Origin of the sequence: Variovorax terrae (assembly GCF_022809125.1) — a bacterium.
In the GTDB taxonomy this organism is placed as follows: domain Bacteria; phylum Pseudomonadota; class Gammaproteobacteria; order Burkholderiales; family Burkholderiaceae_C; genus Variovorax_A; species Variovorax_A terrae.
Genome location: NZ_JALGBI010000003.1, coordinates 73,864 through 89,495 on the forward strand (window position 1 = coordinate 73,864; position 15,632 = coordinate 89,495).

A 15,632-nucleotide genomic window follows, 5' to 3' on the forward strand; every position below is an offset into this window, starting at 1 on the left:
CTAGCTATAAATTCTGTAGCACGCGGGCGGCCGTGATGTCGTTCAGGCAGCGCGTGTGGCCGAGCGGGCACTCGCGCTCGAAGCAGGGCGCGCAGTCCAACGGCGGCTGGTAGGCCGGGTCGTTCTTGAGCCAGAGCACGGTGGCGCGCTCGCTCAGCGGCGGCGTGTGCAGCGGGCTCGACGAGCCGAACACCGCCACCTGCGGCACGCCGAACGCGGCGGCCACATGCATCAGGCCCGAGTCGTTGCTCACCACGCTGCTGGCGGCGGCAATCGCGGCGAGCGCCTCGACCAGCGAGGTCTTGCCCGCGAGATTGAGGCAGCGCCCGGGCGCCGCGGCGCTGATCTCCTCGCACAGCGCGGCCTCCTTGCCCGAGCCCAGCAGCACCACGGGCAGCGTGAGCGCGCGCGCCAGTTCGGCGAAATGCGCCGTGGGCCAGCGCTTGGCCGGCCCGTACTCGGCGCCGGGGGCAAAGACGTGGTAGCCGCCACGCTGCAGGCCCAGGGACTGCAGCGCCGCCTCCACCTCGGCCCCGGGCAGCGAGAGTTGCGGGCGGTCCGCCTCGAAGCCGGTCTCGCCGCTGAGCGCCGAGTAGAACGCCACCATCGGCGGCTTGCCCTTGGGGTTCTTCAGCCGGTGCGTGAGCAGGCCCACGCGGGCCTCGCCGAGATAGCCGATGCGCCGCGGAATGCTGGCCAGGAACGGCAGCAGCGCGCTCTTGAGCGAGTTGGGCAGCACGTAGGCCGTGTCGAAGCGGCCCTCGATCTGCTGCGCCAGGCTGCGGCGGGCCTTGAACTGCAGGCCGCCATGCTGGAACGGGAATTCGATCACCTCGTCCACCTGCGGCATCGCGCGGTAGACCGGCGCCACCCAGGGCAGCGCCCCGACGGCAAGCCGCTCGCCGCGCGCGTGCAGGCGGCGCAGCAGCGGCTCGGTCATCACCGCGTCGCCGATCCACTGCGGCGCAATGACGAGCGCTTCAGGCATCAGACTTTCCCTTCCAGAGCCATCGCGGAACCGGCTTTGCCGGGCCGCAGGTGGCGCCCCCTTGAGGGGGAAGCGGCCACAGGCCGCCCCGGGGGTGGGTCAATGTCCACCGGCGCCGAAATGCTCGCCGTCCTTGAGCCGGTAGACCGTGCCGCAGTACGGGCACTTGGCCTCGCCGGTGCGGGCCACGTCCAGGTAGACCTTGGGATGGCTGTTCCAGAGCTTCATGTCGGCCAGGGGATTGGGGCAGAACACGCCGCCCTGGTCGTTCAGGTTCTTGGCCAGGAGTTCGACGGAGGCTTGGCTCATGGTCATACCTTCGTCAGCCAGTGGGCATATTTGGGATTGCGGCCGTTGACGATGTCGAAGAAGGCGTTCTGCACCTTCTCGGTCACGGGGCCGCGCGAGCCGATGCCGATCTCCACGCGGTCGAGCTCGCGGATCGGGGTGATCTCGGCGGCCGTGCCGCTGAAGAAGGCCTCGTCGGCGATGTAGATCTCGTCGCGCGTGATGCGCTTTTGCACCACCTCGATGCCGAGGTCCTTGGCGATGTGCAGCACGGTGTTGCGCGTGATGCCGTTGAGCGCGCCGGCCGACAGGTCGGGTGTGTAGATCACGCCGTCCTTGACCACGAACACGTTCTCGCCCGCGCCTTCGCTCACGAAGCCGGCGCTGTCCAGCAGCAGGGCTTCGTCGTAGCCGTCGTCGGTGGCTTCCATGTTGGCCAGGATCGAGTTGCTGTAGTTGCTGACCGCCTTGGCCTGCGTCATCGTGATGTTGACGTGGTGGCGGGTGTAGCTCGAGGTCTTGACGCGGATGCCGCGCCGCAGGCCTTCCTCGCCGAGATAGGCGCCCCACTCCCAGGCCGCGACCATGGCGTGGATGGTGTTGCCCTTCGGGGAGACGCCGAGCTTCTGCGAGCCGATCCAGACCAGCGGGCGCAGGTAGCAGCTTTGCAGCCCGTTGGTGCGCACCACCTCCAGTTGCGCTTCATTGAGCTGCTCGGCCGTGAACGGTACCTTCATGCGCAGGATCTTGGCGCTGTTGAGCAGGCGCTGCGTGTGCTCCTGCAGGCGGAAGATGGCCGTGCCGTTGACCGTGTTGTAGGCGCGCACGCCCTCGAAGGCGCCGCAGCCGTAGTGCAGCGTGTGGGTCAGCACATGGATCTTGGCGTCGCGCCAGTCGACCAGTTGGCCGTCCATCCAGATCTTGCCATCGCGGTCGGCCATTGAAGAAATTACGGAGCTCATGCGGTGCGTCCTTCGCGGGTATGTTGTGTCGCAAAACCCCTGATTTTACGGCGCGCAGGCCCGGGCCGCGCCACCCTGGGGCCGGGCCGCGGGCGCCTACGCGGATTCCGCCGGCGGGGCCGGGCGCACGAGTTCCCACTTCACGAGCTTGCCGTTGAGGAACTCGCAGGTCACGTGCGACTCGCTGCCGTCGGTCCAGCGAAAGAGTTCGGGCTGCTCGTCCTTGGGCGAGCGGCCCTCGCCCAGCGCCCGGGTCATGGCCACCACATGGAGCAGGGTCATGCCGGGCTTGAGCTTGGCGTTGAGCATCACGGCGCTGTCGACATAGCCGACCGGCCGGTTGGCGGCGCGCCGCAGCACCTGCATCATGCGCGTGAAGTGCAGCAGCATCCACATCACGGCGGCGCCCGCCACGATGGCCACGCCGCCCCAGCCATAGGCGCGGTAGGCCACGGCCACCAGCACGACGCCGACCACGGGGACAATGATTTTCTGGAAATTCATCCCGCCATTGTCTTATGTCCGCGCCGGCCCGCGGCTTGTGGCGAGTGCGTAGTCGGTCACGACAGGCCGCGCACCACCTCCATGGCCTGCTCCACCCGCTCCACGGCATGGATGGTGAGGCCTTCCACCGGTTTTTTCGGGGCATTGGCCTTGGGCACCACGGCCACGCTGAAGCCGAGCTTGGCCGCCTCCTTCAGGCGCTCCTGGCCGCGCGGCGCGGGCCGCACCTCGCCAGCCAGGCCGACCTCGCCGAACGCGATGAAGCCCCGGGGCAGCGGCCTGCCGCGCAGGCTGGAGGTGATGGCCAGCATCACCGCCAGGTCGGCCGCGGGCTCGCTGATGCGCACGCCGCCCACCGCGTTGACGAACACGTCCTGGTCCATGCAGGCCACGCCCGCGTGGCGGTGCAGCACCGCCAGCAGCATGGCCAGGCGGTCGCGGTCCAGCCCGACCGAGAGCCGGCGCGGGCTCGGGCCGCCGCTGTCCACCAGGGCCTGGATCTCCACCAGCATCGGGCGCGTGCCTTCGAGCGTGACCAGCACGCAGCTACCGGGCACCGGCTCGGCATGCTGGCTCAGGAAGATCGCGCTCGGGTTGGCCACGCCCTTCAGGCCCTTCTCCGTCATCGCGAACACGCCGATCTCGTTGACCGCGCCGAAGCGGTTCTTGATGGCGCGCACCAGGCGGAAGCTGCTGTGGGTGTCGCCCTCGAAGTACAGCACGGTGTCCACCATGTGCTCCAGCACGCGCGGGCCGGCCAGCGCGCCTTCCTTGGTGACATGGCCCACCAGCACGATGCAGGTGCCGCCGGCCTTGGCCGCGCGCGTGAGGTGCGCCGCGCATTCGCGCACCTGCGCCACCGAGCCGGGCGCAGAGGTCAGCTGCTCCGAGTAGACGGTCTGGATCGAGTCGATCACCGCGATCGCGGGCTGGCTGGCGTTCAGCGTGGCCAGGATCTTCTCGAGCTGGATCTCGGCCAGCACCTTCACCTGCGAGCCATCCAGCCCGAGCCGGCGCGAGCGCAGCGCGACCTGGGCGCCCGACTCCTCGCCCGTGACGTAGAGCGCCGGCACGCTGGCGCGCTGCAGCGCGTCCAGCGCCTGCAGCAGCAGCGTGGATTTGCCGATGCCCGGGTCGCCGCCGATCAGCACCACGCCGCCTTCGACGATGCCGCCGCCCAGCACGCGGTCGAGCTCGTCCAGGCCGGTGGGCGTGCGTTCGATGTCGCTGGCCTCGATGTCGGCCAGCGTCGTGACTTCGGCTGTCCGGGCCAGCGAGGCGAAGCGGTTCTTCGTGGGGGCGGCCGTTTCGGCCACCGATTCGATCAGCGTGTTCCAGGCCTCGCAATGCGGGCATTTGCCCAGCCAGCGCGGGCTGGTGCCACCGCACTCGGTGCAGGTGTAGATTGTCTTTTCCTTGGCCATGCCCGAGTGTGCCCGATCACCGGATTGATGAAAAAATCGAACAACACGGCCAAGCGCTTCAACGCTGGCCGAACTCGCGCGCCAGCAGATCGGCGAAGGCCTGCGCCGGCGGCGGCAGCGAGCGCTCCGGCTTGAAGACCACGGCCGTGTTGCGCTCCACCGACGGGCGCACCAGCCGGCGCACGGCCAGGCCCGGATAGGGCGCGGCCGCGGCCGTGGAGGCCGGCACCACCGCCACGCCCAGCCCGCTGCTGGCCAGCGCGATGGCCGTGGTGAGCAGCGAGACCTCGTGCACGACCGTCAGCTTCACCTGGGCCGTCTCGGCCGCCTGGTCGATGCGCCGGCGCACGCCGTAGCCAGGCTTGACGGTGATCAGCGGCAGCGCCGCCAGCTGCTTCCAGGTGATCGGCCGTCCGTCGGCGAATGCCGCCGACGCGAGCGCCACGGCCGCCAGGCCGTCGCGCAGAAAGACCTGCTCGCGCAGGCCCGCGGTGGGCGCCTCCAGCGTGCCCACGCCCAGGTCCACCCGCTCGCCGAGCACATGCTCGACGAACTCGCCCGGCGCGCAGTCGTCGATCAGCACCTGCACCTGCGGGTACAGGTCCATGAAGCGCCGCACCGCCCGCGGCAGCAGCGTCTGCGCCACGGTGGACGTGGCGGCAATGCGCAACCGGCCGCGCCGGCTGCCGGCCAGTTCGGCCATGCTGGCACCCATCGCGTCGAGCTCGGCCAGCGCGCGTTCGGCATAGGCGATCGCCTCGGCCGCGGCGTCGGTACGGCGCAGCGTGCGTGTGGTGCGGTCGAACAGGCGCACGCCCAGTTTCTCTTCCAGCTCGCGCAGCAGCACGGTGACGGCCGGCTGGGTCAGCGACAGCATCTCGGCCGCGGCCGACAGGTGGCCGCTCTGGTACACCGCGACGAAGGCGCGCAGCTGGCGCACCGAGGGCAGATGCTTCAAAGATGAAGTTTTTTTATGAATCGCCATGGAAGTTTCATTTTTCCCGGATCGCGTTTCGACCTGTAATGCGCGTTCTACCAAATTCACCGGAGACAGGGCATGGGCCAGACCCTTCAAGCCCAGGTGCTGATTGTTGGCGCAGGCCCCGTGGGCCTGACGCTGGCGATGGACCTGGCGCAGCGCGGCATCGAGGTGCTGGTGGCGGAAACCCGCCACCGCGGCGAGCCGCCCAACGTCAAATGCAACCACGTGTCGGCGCGCTCGATGGAGATCTTCCGCCGCCTGGGCGTGGCCGCCAAGCTGCGTGACGCGGGCCTGCCGCCCGACTACCCCAATGATGTGGCCTACCGCACCAGCTTCACCGGCGAAGAACTGTCGCGCATCCCGATCCCGGCGCGCCAGGACCGCTACACCGCCACCGGCGGGCCCGACACGCACTGGCCCACGGCCGAGCCGCCGCACCGCATCAACCAGATCTACCTGGAGCCCGTGCTGTTCGCCCATGCCGAGGCCACGCCCGGCCTGCGCATCCTCAACCGCAGCCGCATCGACGACTTCAGCCAGGACGAACACGGCGTGAGCGCCAGCGGAGTCCACCTCGACACCGGCGAAGCCATCCACATCCGCTGCGACTACCTGATCGGCTGCGACGGCGGCCGCTCCAACGTGCGCAAGAAGATCGGCGCCAGCCTGTCGGGCACCGACGTGGTGGGCCGCGTGCAGTCCACCTACTTCCGCGCGCCCAGCCTGCGCGGCCTGCAGAAGCACCCGCCGGCCTGGGCCACCTTCTCGCTCAACCCGCGCCGCTGCGGCAACGTCTATGCGATCGACGGCCGCGAAACCTGGCTGCTGCACAACTACCTCAAGGCCGACGAGACCGATTTCGAGTCGGTCGACCGCGACTGGGCGATCCGCGAGATCCTGGGCGTCGGGCCCGGTTTCCAGTACGAGATCATCAGCAAGGAAGACTGGATCGGCCGGCGCCTGGTGGCCGACCGCTTCCGCGACCGCCGTGTCTTCATCTGCGGCGATGCCTCGCACCTGTGGATTCCGATGGCCGGCTACGGCATGAACGCCGGCATCGCCGATGCGATGAACCTGTCCTGGACGCTGGCCGCCCGCATCAAGGGCTGGGCGGCGGAAGGCATCCTCACGGCCTACGAGGCCGAGCGCCAGCCGATCACCGAGCAGGTGTCGAAGTTCGCGATGAACCATGCGCTGGCCCTGCAGAAGCAGCGCGAGGGCGTGCCCCCCGGCATCGAAGCACCGGGCGAGGCCGGCGCGGCGGCGCGCGCCGCGGCAGGACAGGCCCTGTACGAACTGAACGTCCGGCAGTACTGCTGCGGCGGGCTCAACTTTGGCTACTTCTATGACCAGTCGCCGCTGATCGCCTACGACGGCGAGGCCGCGCCGGCCTACACCATGGACGGCTTCACGCCGTCCACCGTGCCGGGCTGCCGCACGCCGCATGTCTGGCTCGACGACGGCCGTTCGCTCTACGATGCGCTGGGGCCCGACTACACGCTGCTGCGCTTCGATCCCTCGCTGGACACCGCGCCGCTGCAGGACGCGGCGCGCCTGCGCGGCGTCCCGCTCGCCGTGCTGGACGTGAGCGCTGAAGCCGCGCGCGGACTCTATGGCCATGCCCTGGTCCTGTCGCGCCCCGACCAGCATGTGGCCTGGCGCGGCAACGCGCTTCCCGGCGACCCGCTGGCCCTCATCGACCGCGTGCGCGGCGCCCATTCCACCCCCTCACAGGAGACATCCGCATGAACCGACGCCACGCGCTCAACCGCCTCACCGGCCTGCTGGCCGCTGCCGCCGCGGCCAGCCCCGCCTCGCTGCTGGCCCAGGGCGACAAGCCCATCACCATCGTCGTGCCCTACGCGCCCGCCGGCACCACCGACATGCTGGGCCGCATGCTGGCGCAACAGATGGCGCCGCTGCTGGGCCGCCAGATCATCGTGGACAACAAGCCGGGCGCGGGCAGCGGCATCGGCGCAGGCTACGTCGCGCGCTCGGCGCCCGACGGCAACACGCTGCTGGTGGCCACCAGCACCACGCTGGCGATCAACCCCTGGCTCTACAAGAAGCTGAGCTACGACCCGGCCAAGGACTTCGCGCCCATCGGCATGATCGGCGCCGTGCCGCTGCTGGTGGTGGTGCATCCCTCGCTGCCGGTGAAGAACATCGCCGAGCTGATCGCGCTGTCCAAGGCCAAGCCCGAAGGCCTGAGCTACGGCTCGGCGGGCAACGGCAGCCCGCAGCACCTGGGCGTGGAGATGTTCAAGGCCCAGACCGGCGCCAACCTCACCCACGTGCCCTACAAGGGCAGCGCGCCCGCGGTGACCGACCTGCTGGGCGGGCAGATCCAGGTGATGTTCAGCGACATCCCGCCCGCGCTGCAGCATGTGCGCTCGGGGCGGCTACGCGCCCTGGCCGTCACCTCGCTCAAGCGCCAGCCGGCCCTGTCGGACGTGCCCACCGTGGCCGAATCCGGGGCGCCCGGCACGCGCGGCTTCGAGGCCGTGGCCTGGCAAAGCCTGGTGGCGCCGGCCGGCACGCCCAAGGACCTTGTCGACCGCTACAGCCAGGCGCTGGCCAGGGTGATGGCGCAGCCGGAGCTGCGCGCCAAGCTCGAGCAGGACGGCTTCGAGCCCGGCACGGCCACCTCGGAACAGCTCGCGGCCTACATCAGGACCGAGACCGAGCGCTGGGGCAAAGTCATCCGCGCCTCCGGAGCCACCGTGGACTGACGGCAGCCCGGCCTCGGGAAAATCCCGATGAACGGTGGTGCAGTATCATTTAACATGTTAAATAATTAATCGCCCCACCGTATGAGCGCCCCTTTCGTCCACCGCAACCTGCCCCGCCTGCTGCTGCAGGCCCGGGAATCGGTCATGGCCCACACGCGGCCCGGCCTGCGCGAGCATGGCCTGTCGGACCAGCAGTGGCGCGTGCTGCGCGTGCTCGGCGAGCATGGCGTGGTGGAAACCGGCCGCGTCGCGCGCGAGGCCTTCATCCTCGGGCCCAGCCTCACCGGCGTGCTCTCGCGCATGGAGCGCGACGGCCTGATCCGCCGCGAGCGCGATCCGGAGGACCAGCGCCGCACCGTGGTCGAGGCCACCGCCAAGGGCCTGAAGCTCGTGGCCAAGCTGTCGCAGACCATCGAGGCGCACTACGCGTGGATGGAGAAGTCCCTGGGTAAACAAAAACTGGCGCAGCTGTATGAACTGCTGGACGCCGTGATCGAACTGGAGCAACCGTGAACCTTCCGATATCGGGAACGGTGTACGGCGTCCTGCTGAACTTCCATGGCGAAGTGCAGGCGCTCGAACCGCAGATGAACCAGCCGCCCTACAAGGCCGCGCCCCGCGCGCCCATCCTGTACGTGAAGCCGGCCAACACCTGGAGCGCGCACGGCGCGGCCATCCCCGTGCCGGCGCGCGTGCCGCAGGTCGAGGTGGGCGCCACGATTGCGATGGTGATGGGGCGTGATGTCCAGGCCGCGCGGTCTTCGGATGCTATCGATTCAGTAGCAGGCTACGTCTTGATGAACGATCTCTCGATTCCGCATGCGAGCTTCTTCCGGCCGCCGGTCAAGTTCAAGTGCCTGGACGGCTTTCTCGGCGTCGGCCCGCAGCTGCGCGCGGCCGCCGAAGCCGGCGACCCGGCCGGCTTCGCGCTGGAGGTGCATGTCAACGGCGTGCTGAAGCAATCCCTGCGTTTTGCCGACCTCGTGCGCAACGCCTCGCAGCTGCTGGCCGATGTCAGCGCCTTCATGACGCTGCACGCCGGCGATGTGCTGATGCTGGGCTGCGGCCCCGGCCGGCCGCTGGCGCAGGCGGGCGACCGCATCGACATCAGCGCGCCGGGCTTCGCCACGCTGAGCAACACCCTGGCGCCCGAAGGGAGTGCCGCATGAAGCACGCACGCATTGTTTTTGAGGGCGCCACCCATGACGCCACCGAGCGCGACGGCCAGCTGCTGCTGGCCGATGGCCGCCTGGTGGCGCCCGATGCGGTCACGGCCTGGCTGCCGCCGCTCGCGCCCACGGCGCGCCCGCGCACCATCCTCGCGCTCGGCCTCAACTACGCCGACCACGCCAAGGAGCTCGAATTCAAGGCCCCCGAGGAGCCGCTGGTCTTCATCAAGGGCGAAAGCACGCTCACCGGCCACCGCCAGTTCACGCAGCGGCCGGCCGACGTGCAGTTCATGCACTACGAGTGCGAACTCACGGTGGTGGTGGGCCGGACCGCCCGCCACGTGAAGCGCGGCGACGCCTACGACTTCATCGCGGGCTACACGGTGGCCAACGACTACGCGATCCGCGACTACCTCGAGAACTGGTACCGCCCCAACCTGCGCGTGAAGAACCGCGACACCTGCACCCCGCTCGGCCCCTGGCGCGTGGATGCCGCGGACGTGCCCGACCCCATGGCGCTGGCACTGCAAACCACGGTCAACGGCAAGGTCACGCAGTCGGGCAACACGAAGGACATGATCTTCGACGTACCCTTCCTGATCGAGTATTTCAGCAGCTTCATGACGCTGCAGCCCGGCGACCTGATCCTCACCGGCACGCCCGACGGCGTGGTCGATTGCAGGCCGGGCGATGTGATCGTGACCGAGATCGAAGGCGTGGGCGCGCTGCACAACACCATTCTTGCCGCCTGATTTCATCTACCCCCCCTTACTGGAGACAGACCGATGACTTTCGCCCGAAAACTCGCCATCGCTGCCGGCCTGGCCGCTTCACTCGTCCTCGCTGGAGCCCAGGCGCAGACTTATCCCGCCAAGCCGGTGCGCTGGGTGGTGGGCTACCCGGCCGGCGGCGGCACCGATTTTCTGGCACGCACCGCGGGGGCCCAGCTCTCGCAGCAGCTCGGCCAGCCGGTGCTGGTGGACAACCGCCCCGGCGCGGGCGCGATCATCGCCTCGGACAACGTCGCGCATTCACCGGGCGACGGCTACACCGTGTTCTCGGCCGACAACGGCGTGCTGATCTACAACCCGGTGCTCTACAAGAAGCTGCCCTACGACGCCGAGAAGGACTTCGCTTTGCTGGGCATGATGGGCCGTTCGCCGCTGATCATCACGGCCGCGCCGAATGCCGGCATCGCCGACGCCAAGGCGCTGCTGGCCAAGCTCAAGGCCGAGCCCGGCAAGCTCAGCATCGCCACGGCCGGCACCGGCAGCCCGCATCACCTGGCACTCGAGCTGTTCCAGCGCGAGGCGAGCGTCTCCCTGCTGCACATCCCCTACAAGGGCGGGGCCCCGGCCTTGCAGGACCTGATGGGCGGCCAGGTTCCCTTGATGATGCTCGATCTGCCCAGCGGCATCAACGCGGTCAAGGCCGGCAAGGTCATCCCCCTGCTGGCCATGTCGGGCGAGCGCATTCCGCAGCTGCCCGACGTCCCCACGGCCAAGGAGCTCGGCTTCCCCCGCGTCGAGGCCTACACCTGGCAAGGCCTGGTCGCACCGGCCAGCACGCCCAAGAACATCCAGGCCCGGCTGGGCGCCGAGCTGCAGAAAACCATGAACGAGCCCGGCGTGCGCCAGAAGCTCTATGACGCGGGCTGGGAGGCCCGCCCCGCCAGCGCCGCCGACATGGCGCGCTACACCGCGGCCGAGCGCATCAAATGGCATGCGCTGATCAAGGCCCGCGACATCAAACTGGACTGACCCTTCTCATGCAGATCAATCACCTCATCAACGGCAAGTCGGTCGCCGGCCGCGACTACTTCGAAACCGTCAACCCCGCCACGCAGGAAGTGCTGGCCGAAGTCGCCTCGGGCGGCGAGGCGGAAGTCAACGCCGCCGTGGCCGCCGCGAAGGAAGCCTTCCCCAAGTGGGCCAACACGCCCGCGCCCGATCGCGCCAAGCTGATCCGCAAGCTCGGCGACCTGATCGCGAAAAACGTGCCCGAGATCGCGCAGACCGAGACCAACGACTGCGGCCAGGTGATCGCCCAGACCGGCAAGCAGCTGATCCCGCGCGCGGCCGACAACTTCTACTACTTCGCCGAGATGTGCACGCGCGTGGACGGCCACACCTACCCCACGCCCACGCACCTCAATTACACGCTGTTCCACCCGGTCGGCGTGTGCGCGCTCATCAGCCCGTGGAACGTGCCCTTCATGACCGCGACCTGGAAGGTCGCGCCCTGCCTGGCCTTTGGCAACACTGCGGTGCTGAAGATGAGCGAGCTGTCGCCGCTGACGGCCGCGCGCCTGGGCGAGCTGGCGCTGGAAGCCGGCATCCCGGCCGGTGTGCTGAACCTGGTGCACGGCTACGGCAAGGAAGCCGGCGAGCCGCTGGTGGCCCACCCCGACGTGCGCGCCATCAGCTTCACCGGCTCCACTGCCACGGGCAACCGCATCGTCAAGAGCGCGGGCCTGAAGAAATTCAGCATGGAACTCGGCGGCAAGAGCCCGTTCGTGATCTTCGACGACGCCGACCTCGACCGCGCGCTCGATGCGGCCGTGTTCATGATCTTCAGCAACAACGGCGAGCGCTGCACGGCCGGCTCGCGCATCCTGGTGCAACAGTCGATCTACGCCGACTTCGCGGCCAAGTTCGCAGAGCGCGCGAAGCGCATCACGGTGGGCGACCCGCTGGACGAGAAGACCATCGTCGGCCCGATGATCTCGCAGGCCCATTTGGCCAAGGTGCGCAGCTACATCGAGCTGGGCCCCAAGGAAGGCGCGACGTTGCTGTGCGGCGGCCTCGACGCGCCATCGAACCTGCCTGACCGCGTTCAGCGCGGCAACTACGTGGTGCCCACCGTGTTCGCCGACGTGGACAACCGCATGAAGATCGCCCAGGACGAGATCTTCGGCCCGGTGGCCTGCCTGATCCCGTTCAAGGACGAGGCCCATGCTATTCAATTGGCCAACGACATCCAGTACGGCCTCTCCAGCTACGTCTGGACCGAGAACATCGGCCGCGCCCACCGCGTAGCCGCTGCGATCGAGGCCGGCATGTGCTTCGTCAACAGCCAGAACGTGCGCGACCTGCGCCAGCCCTTCGGCGGCACCAAGGCCTCGGGCACGGGCCGCGAAGGCGGCACCTGGAGCTACGAAGTTTTCTGCGAGCCGAAGAACGTGGCGGTGTCGCTGGGTTCGCACCACATCCCGCACTGGGGCGTCTGAAGGGAGAAGCGCCATGAGTCTCTACGGCATGCAGAAATTCCTGTTCGCGCTGAACCGCGAGCCCGAGGTTCAGCGCCGCTACCGCGAGGACCGCGAGCCCCTGCTGGCGGGCTATGACCTCGACGACGAGGAGCGCGCGGCGATCCGCGATGGCGACATCGGCAAGCTCTACGTGCTGGGCTGCAACGGCCAGCTGCTGATGCACTTCGCGCCGCTGCTGGGCATGCCCTGGGCGGAATACATCGCCGCGATGCGCGAGGGTGTGGAGAAATACGGCCCGGTGCGCGCCGGCATCTACGCGATGACCACGCGCGGCGACGAAAAAGTAGCAGGCGTATGACGCTGACCCCCAGGCTCCGCGCACTTCGTGCCGCTTCGCCTCCCCCCTTGCAGGGGGCAACACCAGCGGCCCGGCCAAGCCGGTTCCGCGGTGTTCCCGGACAAGAAAACCATCTGCGAAAAGGATCGCTGTCATGAGTTTGGTATTCGCTGGCGTCTGCAGCCACGCCCCCGGCATCACCGGCCGCGCGCACCTGGCCGATCCGGCCGTCAAGGACGAGTTCCACGCGCAGTTCCACCGCTTCGGCGAGGCGCTGCGCGCCACCAAGCCCGACGCGGTGATCATCGTCGCGGCCGAGCATTTCGCGAACTTCTTCATGAACAACATGCCGGCCTACGCGATCGGCATGGCCGACCACTACGAGGGCCCGATCGAGGACCCGCAGTGGCTGGGCATCCAGAAGACCCGCGTGCCCGGCAACGCCGCGCTGTCGCAGCGCCTGATCCGCGAGGTGATGCAGACGGTGGACGTGGCCTATGCCGAGGAATGGAAGTTCGACCACGGCATCATGGTGCCGCTGAACTTCCTGACCCCGAAGTACGACACCACCATCATCCCGGTCAACATCAACTGCCAGGGCCCGCCGCTCACGCCGCTGCACCGCGCCTGGGCCTTCGGCGAGGCGCTGCGCCGCGCCTGCGACCAGGCGCCCGAGCGCATCGCGCTGGTCGGCACCGGCGGCATCTCGCACTGGCCCTGCACGCCCGACTCGGGCAAGGTCAACGAGGCCTGGGACCGCGATTTCCTGGACCGCTGGTGCCGCAACGACCGCGCGGCCATGCTGGACTACACCGACGAGGCCACCTACCGCGAGGCCGGCCAGGGCGGCTTCGAGATCCGCACCTTCATCACCGTGGCGGCCGCCGCGCGAGGACGCGGCGAGGTGCTGCACTTCAAGCCGATCCCGATCTTCGCGGTGAGCTGCACGGCCGCGACCATGAGCGTGGAGTAGGCCCATGCCGCACCTGGTCATCCTCTACACCGGCAACCTCGAGCGCGAAACCGACATGACGGCGCTGTGCCGCAGCCTGGCCGACGCCATGCTCACGGTGCGCGACGAGGCCGGCAAGCAGGTCTTCCCCACCGGCGGCACGCGCGTGCTGGCCTACCCGGCCGCGCACCATGCCGTGGCCGACGGCCAGCGCGACTACGCCTTCGTCTACCTCAACCTGCGCATGGGTGCCGGCCGCTCGGCCGCCACGCACCAGCGTGCGGGCGACGCCGTGCTGGCGGCGGCCCGGGCGCATTTCGATCCGCTGATGGCGCAGCGCCTGGTCGGCATCACCGTGCAGGTGGACGAGAGCCCCGGCCAGGTCTACGACGCCAAGCACAGCAACATCCACCCGCTCTTCCAGAAGTGATCCCATGTTTCCCCAAGACCTGATCGACCGGCTCGCCGCCGAACTGCACCATAGCGAGAAGACCCGCGTGCAGGTGGAGCATTTCTCCAAGCGCTACCCCGGCATGAGCGTCGAGGACGGCTACGCGATCTCGCGCGCCTGGATGAAGCTCAAGCTCGCCGAGGGCCGCACCGTGCGCGGCCACAAGATCGGCCTGACCTCGCGCGCCATGCAGATCTCCAGCCAGATCGACGAACCCGACTACGGCACGCTGCTGGACGACATGTTCTTCGAGCCCGGCGACATCCCGATGGCGCGCTTCATCGCGCCGCGCGTGGAGGTCGAGCTGGCCTTCGTGCTCAGGAAGCGCATCAGCGGTACGAACGTAACCGTGGACGACGTGCTCGACGCCACCGAGTACGTGACGCCGGCGATCGAGATCATCGACTCGCGCATCGAGCAGTTCGACCGCCACACCAAGGCCATGCGCAAGGTCTACGACACCATCAGCGACAACGCCGCGAATGCGGCCATCGTGCTCGGCGGCCGGCAGGTCGCGCCGCGCGAGGTGGACCTGCCCTGGTGCGGCGCCATCCTGCGCCAGAACGGCGCGGTCGAGGAGACCGGCCTGGCCGCCGGCGTGCAGGGCCATCCCGCGATCGGCGTGGCCTGGCTGGCGATGAAGCTCGCGCCCTGGGGCGAATCCCTGGAGCCGGGCCAGGTGGTGCTGGCCGGCTCCTTCACGCGGCCGGTGGCGGCCAAGGCCGGCGATGTTTTCGACGCCGACTACGGCCCGCTGGGCCGCTTCGAGTTCCGCTTCGTCTGACCCTGTCCGGAGACCCGCCATGCAAACCCCCGCGAACCCCTTCAAGCAATCCCTGGCCGCGAAGCAGGCCCAGATCGGCCTGTGGCTGGGCCTGGCCGATGCCTACACGGCCGAGATCTGCGCCGGCGCCGGCTTCGACTGGCTGCTGGTCGACGGCGAGCACGCGCCCAACGGCCTCACCGACATCCTGGCGCAACTGCAGGCCATCGCCACCGTGCCCGGCACCCATGCCGTCGCGCGCGTGCCCATGGGCCACGGGCATGTGGGCCAGATGCTGATCAAGCAGTACCTGGACGTGGGCGCGCAGACCCTGCTGGTGCCGATGGTGGACACGGCCGAGCAGGCGGCCACGTTGGTGCAGTCCATGCGCTACCCGCAGGACGACGGCCGCGGCGGCGTGCGCGGCATGGCCGGCGCCCGCGCTTCGCGCTGGGGCCGCTACCCGGGCTATGCCAAGGAGGCCAACGCCCAGGTCTGCCTGCTGGTGCAGGTCGAGACCCGCCTGGGCCTGGACAACCTGGACGCCATTGCCGCCACCGAGGGCGTGGACGGCGTCTTCATCGGCCCGGCCGACCTGTCGGCCTCGATGGGCCATGTGGGCAACCCGGGCCACCCTGAGGTGCAGTCCGCCATCGAGGACGCCATCGCGCGCATCCTGAAGGCCGGCAAGGCGCCCGGCATCCTGAGCGCGGACGAGGCGCTGGCGCGGCGCTACCTCGAACTCGGCGCGCTGTTCGTGGCCGTGGGCCTGGACACCGGGCTGCTGGCGCGCGGCACCAGCGCGCTGGCCGCGAAGTTCAAGGCCGGGCTCGCGCCGGCCCCCACCACCACCGGCAAAGTCTACTGAG

At 69.1% G+C, this 15,632-nt stretch carries 18 protein-coding genes; 12 read left to right on the forward strand and 6 right to left on the reverse strand.

All coding sequences use genetic code 11. From position 1 onward, the window contains the following. Positions 1-4: 4 nt before the first annotated feature. The 6 genes from waaF to MMF98_RS19715 form a co-directional block, all read right to left on the reverse strand. A complete protein-coding gene (gene waaF, locus MMF98_RS19690; protein WP_243308833.1) occupies positions 5-988 on the reverse strand; it encodes a lipopolysaccharide heptosyltransferase II in 984 nt (327 codons plus the stop codon). A 99-nt stretch (positions 989-1,087) separates the two neighbouring features. Then, the gene (locus MMF98_RS19695) at positions 1,088-1,297 is read right to left on the reverse strand and encodes a zinc-finger domain-containing protein (RefSeq protein WP_243308834.1); all 210 of its coding nucleotides are present in this window, start codon (positions 1,295-1,297) and stop codon (positions 1,088-1,090) included. Positions 1,298-1,299: 2 nt separating this feature from the next. After that, positions 1,300-2,238 (reverse strand): branched-chain amino acid transaminase, encoded by a 939-nt coding sequence (locus MMF98_RS19700; protein ID WP_243308835.1) that lies wholly within the window; start codon positions 2,236-2,238, stop codon positions 1,300-1,302. 96 nt (positions 2,239-2,334) lie between these two features. After that, positions 2,335-2,742: a glycerate kinase gene (locus MMF98_RS19705; RefSeq protein ID WP_243308836.1), complete on the reverse strand. Its 408-nt coding sequence runs from the start codon at positions 2,740-2,742 to the stop codon at positions 2,335-2,337. Between the two features lie 56 nt (positions 2,743-2,798). Continuing rightward, positions 2,799-4,166 (reverse strand): DNA repair protein RadA, encoded by a 1,368-nt coding sequence (gene radA / locus MMF98_RS19710; RefSeq protein WP_243308837.1) that lies wholly within the window; start codon positions 4,164-4,166, stop codon positions 2,799-2,801. 58 nt (positions 4,167-4,224) lie between these two features. Beyond that, positions 4,225-5,124, reverse strand: a complete 900-nt coding sequence (locus MMF98_RS19715) for a LysR family transcriptional regulator (RefSeq protein ID WP_243308845.1) — start codon at positions 5,122-5,124, stop codon at positions 4,225-4,227. 99 nt (positions 5,125-5,223) lie between these two features. On the opposite strand from MMF98_RS19715, the gene MMF98_RS19720 reads away from it, so the two are divergent. The 12 genes from MMF98_RS19720 (at position 5,224) to MMF98_RS19775 (ending at position 15,631) form a co-directional block, all read left to right on the forward strand. After that, the gene (locus MMF98_RS19720) at positions 5,224-6,897 is read left to right on the forward strand and encodes an FAD-dependent oxidoreductase (protein WP_243308848.1); all 1,674 of its coding nucleotides are present in this window, start codon (positions 5,224-5,226) and stop codon (positions 6,895-6,897) included. Continuing rightward, positions 6,894-7,880, forward strand: a complete 987-nt coding sequence (locus MMF98_RS19725) for a Bug family tripartite tricarboxylate transporter substrate binding protein (protein WP_243308850.1) — start codon at positions 6,894-6,896, stop codon at positions 7,878-7,880. Before MMF98_RS19720 ends, MMF98_RS19725 begins: the two co-directional genes overlap by 4 nt. Before the next feature lie 81 nt (positions 7,881-7,961). Beyond that, positions 7,962-8,393: a homoprotocatechuate degradation operon regulator HpaR gene (gene hpaR / locus MMF98_RS19730; RefSeq protein ID WP_243308852.1), complete on the forward strand. Its 432-nt coding sequence runs from the start codon at positions 7,962-7,964 to the stop codon at positions 8,391-8,393. Then, complete coding sequence (locus tag MMF98_RS19735) at positions 8,390-9,049, forward strand: fumarylacetoacetate hydrolase family protein (RefSeq protein ID WP_243308860.1); 660 nt, start codon at positions 8,390-8,392, stop codon at positions 9,047-9,049. The genes hpaR and MMF98_RS19735 overlap by 4 nt, the downstream gene beginning before the upstream one ends. Beyond that, positions 9,046-9,801, forward strand: coding sequence for a fumarylacetoacetate hydrolase family protein (locus tag MMF98_RS19740; RefSeq protein ID WP_243308862.1), 756 nt, complete (start codon positions 9,046-9,048; stop codon positions 9,799-9,801). Before MMF98_RS19735 ends, MMF98_RS19740 begins: the two co-directional genes overlap by 4 nt. A gap of 33 nt (positions 9,802-9,834) precedes the next feature. Next, positions 9,835-10,809: a Bug family tripartite tricarboxylate transporter substrate binding protein gene (locus tag MMF98_RS19745; protein WP_243308864.1), complete on the forward strand. Its 975-nt coding sequence runs from the start codon at positions 9,835-9,837 to the stop codon at positions 10,807-10,809. A gap of 8 nt (positions 10,810-10,817) precedes the next feature. Continuing rightward, positions 10,818-12,278 (forward strand): 5-carboxymethyl-2-hydroxymuconate semialdehyde dehydrogenase, encoded by a 1,461-nt coding sequence (gene hpaE / locus MMF98_RS19750; RefSeq protein ID WP_243308870.1) that lies wholly within the window; start codon positions 10,818-10,820, stop codon positions 12,276-12,278. 13 nt (positions 12,279-12,291) lie between these two features. Continuing rightward, complete coding sequence (locus MMF98_RS19755) at positions 12,292-12,618, forward strand: aromatic ring-opening dioxygenase subunit LigA (RefSeq protein WP_243308872.1); 327 nt, start codon at positions 12,292-12,294, stop codon at positions 12,616-12,618. Positions 12,619-12,751: 133 nt separating this feature from the next. Next, entirely contained in the window at positions 12,752-13,570 is an 819-nt protein-coding gene (locus MMF98_RS19760; protein WP_243308873.1) for a DODA-type extradiol aromatic ring-opening family dioxygenase, read from the forward strand. Between the two features lie 4 nt (positions 13,571-13,574). After that, entirely contained in the window at positions 13,575-13,979 is a 405-nt protein-coding gene (locus MMF98_RS19765; protein ID WP_243308876.1) for a 5-carboxymethyl-2-hydroxymuconate Delta-isomerase, read from the forward strand. 4 nt (positions 13,980-13,983) lie between these two features. Then, positions 13,984-14,784, forward strand: a complete 801-nt coding sequence (gene hpaH, locus MMF98_RS19770; RefSeq protein WP_243308878.1) for a 2-oxo-hept-4-ene-1,7-dioate hydratase — start codon at positions 13,984-13,986, stop codon at positions 14,782-14,784. Positions 14,785-14,803: 19 nt separating this feature from the next. Continuing rightward, a complete protein-coding gene (locus MMF98_RS19775; RefSeq protein WP_243308881.1) occupies positions 14,804-15,631 on the forward strand; it encodes an aldolase/citrate lyase family protein in 828 nt (275 codons plus the stop codon). Position 15,632: the final 1 nt, after the last annotated feature.

Bases quoted from the DNA above. Each gene is read 5' to 3' on its own strand.
- MMF98_RS19755 (WP_243308872.1), top strand. From the start codon at position 12,292: ATGAGTCTCTACGGCATGCAGAAATTCCTGTTCGCGCTGAACCGCGAG.
- MMF98_RS19760 (WP_243308873.1), top strand. From the start codon at position 12,752: ATGAGTTTGGTATTCGCTGGCGTCTGCAGCCACGCCCCCGGCATCACC.
- MMF98_RS19765 (WP_243308876.1), top strand. From the start codon at position 13,575: ATGCCGCACCTGGTCATCCTCTACACCGGCAACCTCGAGCGCGAAACC.
- MMF98_RS19725 (WP_243308850.1), top strand. From the start codon at position 6,894: ATGAACCGACGCCACGCGCTCAACCGCCTCACCGGCCTGCTGGCCGCT.
- MMF98_RS19740 (WP_243308862.1), top strand. From the start codon at position 9,046: ATGAAGCACGCACGCATTGTTTTTGAGGGCGCCACCCATGACGCCACC.
- MMF98_RS19775 (WP_243308881.1), top strand. From the start codon at position 14,804: ATGCAAACCCCCGCGAACCCCTTCAAGCAATCCCTGGCCGCGAAGCAG.
- hpaH (WP_243308878.1), top strand. From the start codon at position 13,984: ATGTTTCCCCAAGACCTGATCGACCGGCTCGCCGCCGAACTGCACCAT.
- hpaE (WP_243308870.1), top strand. From the start codon at position 10,818: ATGCAGATCAATCACCTCATCAACGGCAAGTCGGTCGCCGGCCGCGAC.
- MMF98_RS19695 (WP_243308834.1), bottom strand. From the start codon at position 1,297: ATGAGCCAAGCCTCCGTCGAACTCCTGGCCAAGAACCTGAACGACCAG.
- MMF98_RS19720 (WP_243308848.1), top strand. From the start codon at position 5,224: ATGGGCCAGACCCTTCAAGCCCAGGTGCTGATTGTTGGCGCAGGCCCC.
- waaF (WP_243308833.1), bottom strand. From the start codon at position 988: ATGCCTGAAGCGCTCGTCATTGCGCCGCAGTGGATCGGCGACGCGGTG.
- MMF98_RS19705 (WP_243308836.1), bottom strand. From the start codon at position 2,742: ATGAATTTCCAGAAAATCATTGTCCCCGTGGTCGGCGTCGTGCTGGTG.
- radA (WP_243308837.1), bottom strand. From the start codon at position 4,166: ATGGCCAAGGAAAAGACAATCTACACCTGCACCGAGTGCGGTGGCACC.
- hpaR (WP_243308852.1), top strand. From the start codon at position 7,962: ATGAGCGCCCCTTTCGTCCACCGCAACCTGCCCCGCCTGCTGCTGCAG.
- MMF98_RS19745 (WP_243308864.1), top strand. From the start codon at position 9,835: ATGACTTTCGCCCGAAAACTCGCCATCGCTGCCGGCCTGGCCGCTTCA.
- MMF98_RS19700 (WP_243308835.1), bottom strand. From the start codon at position 2,238: ATGAGCTCCGTAATTTCTTCAATGGCCGACCGCGATGGCAAGATCTGG.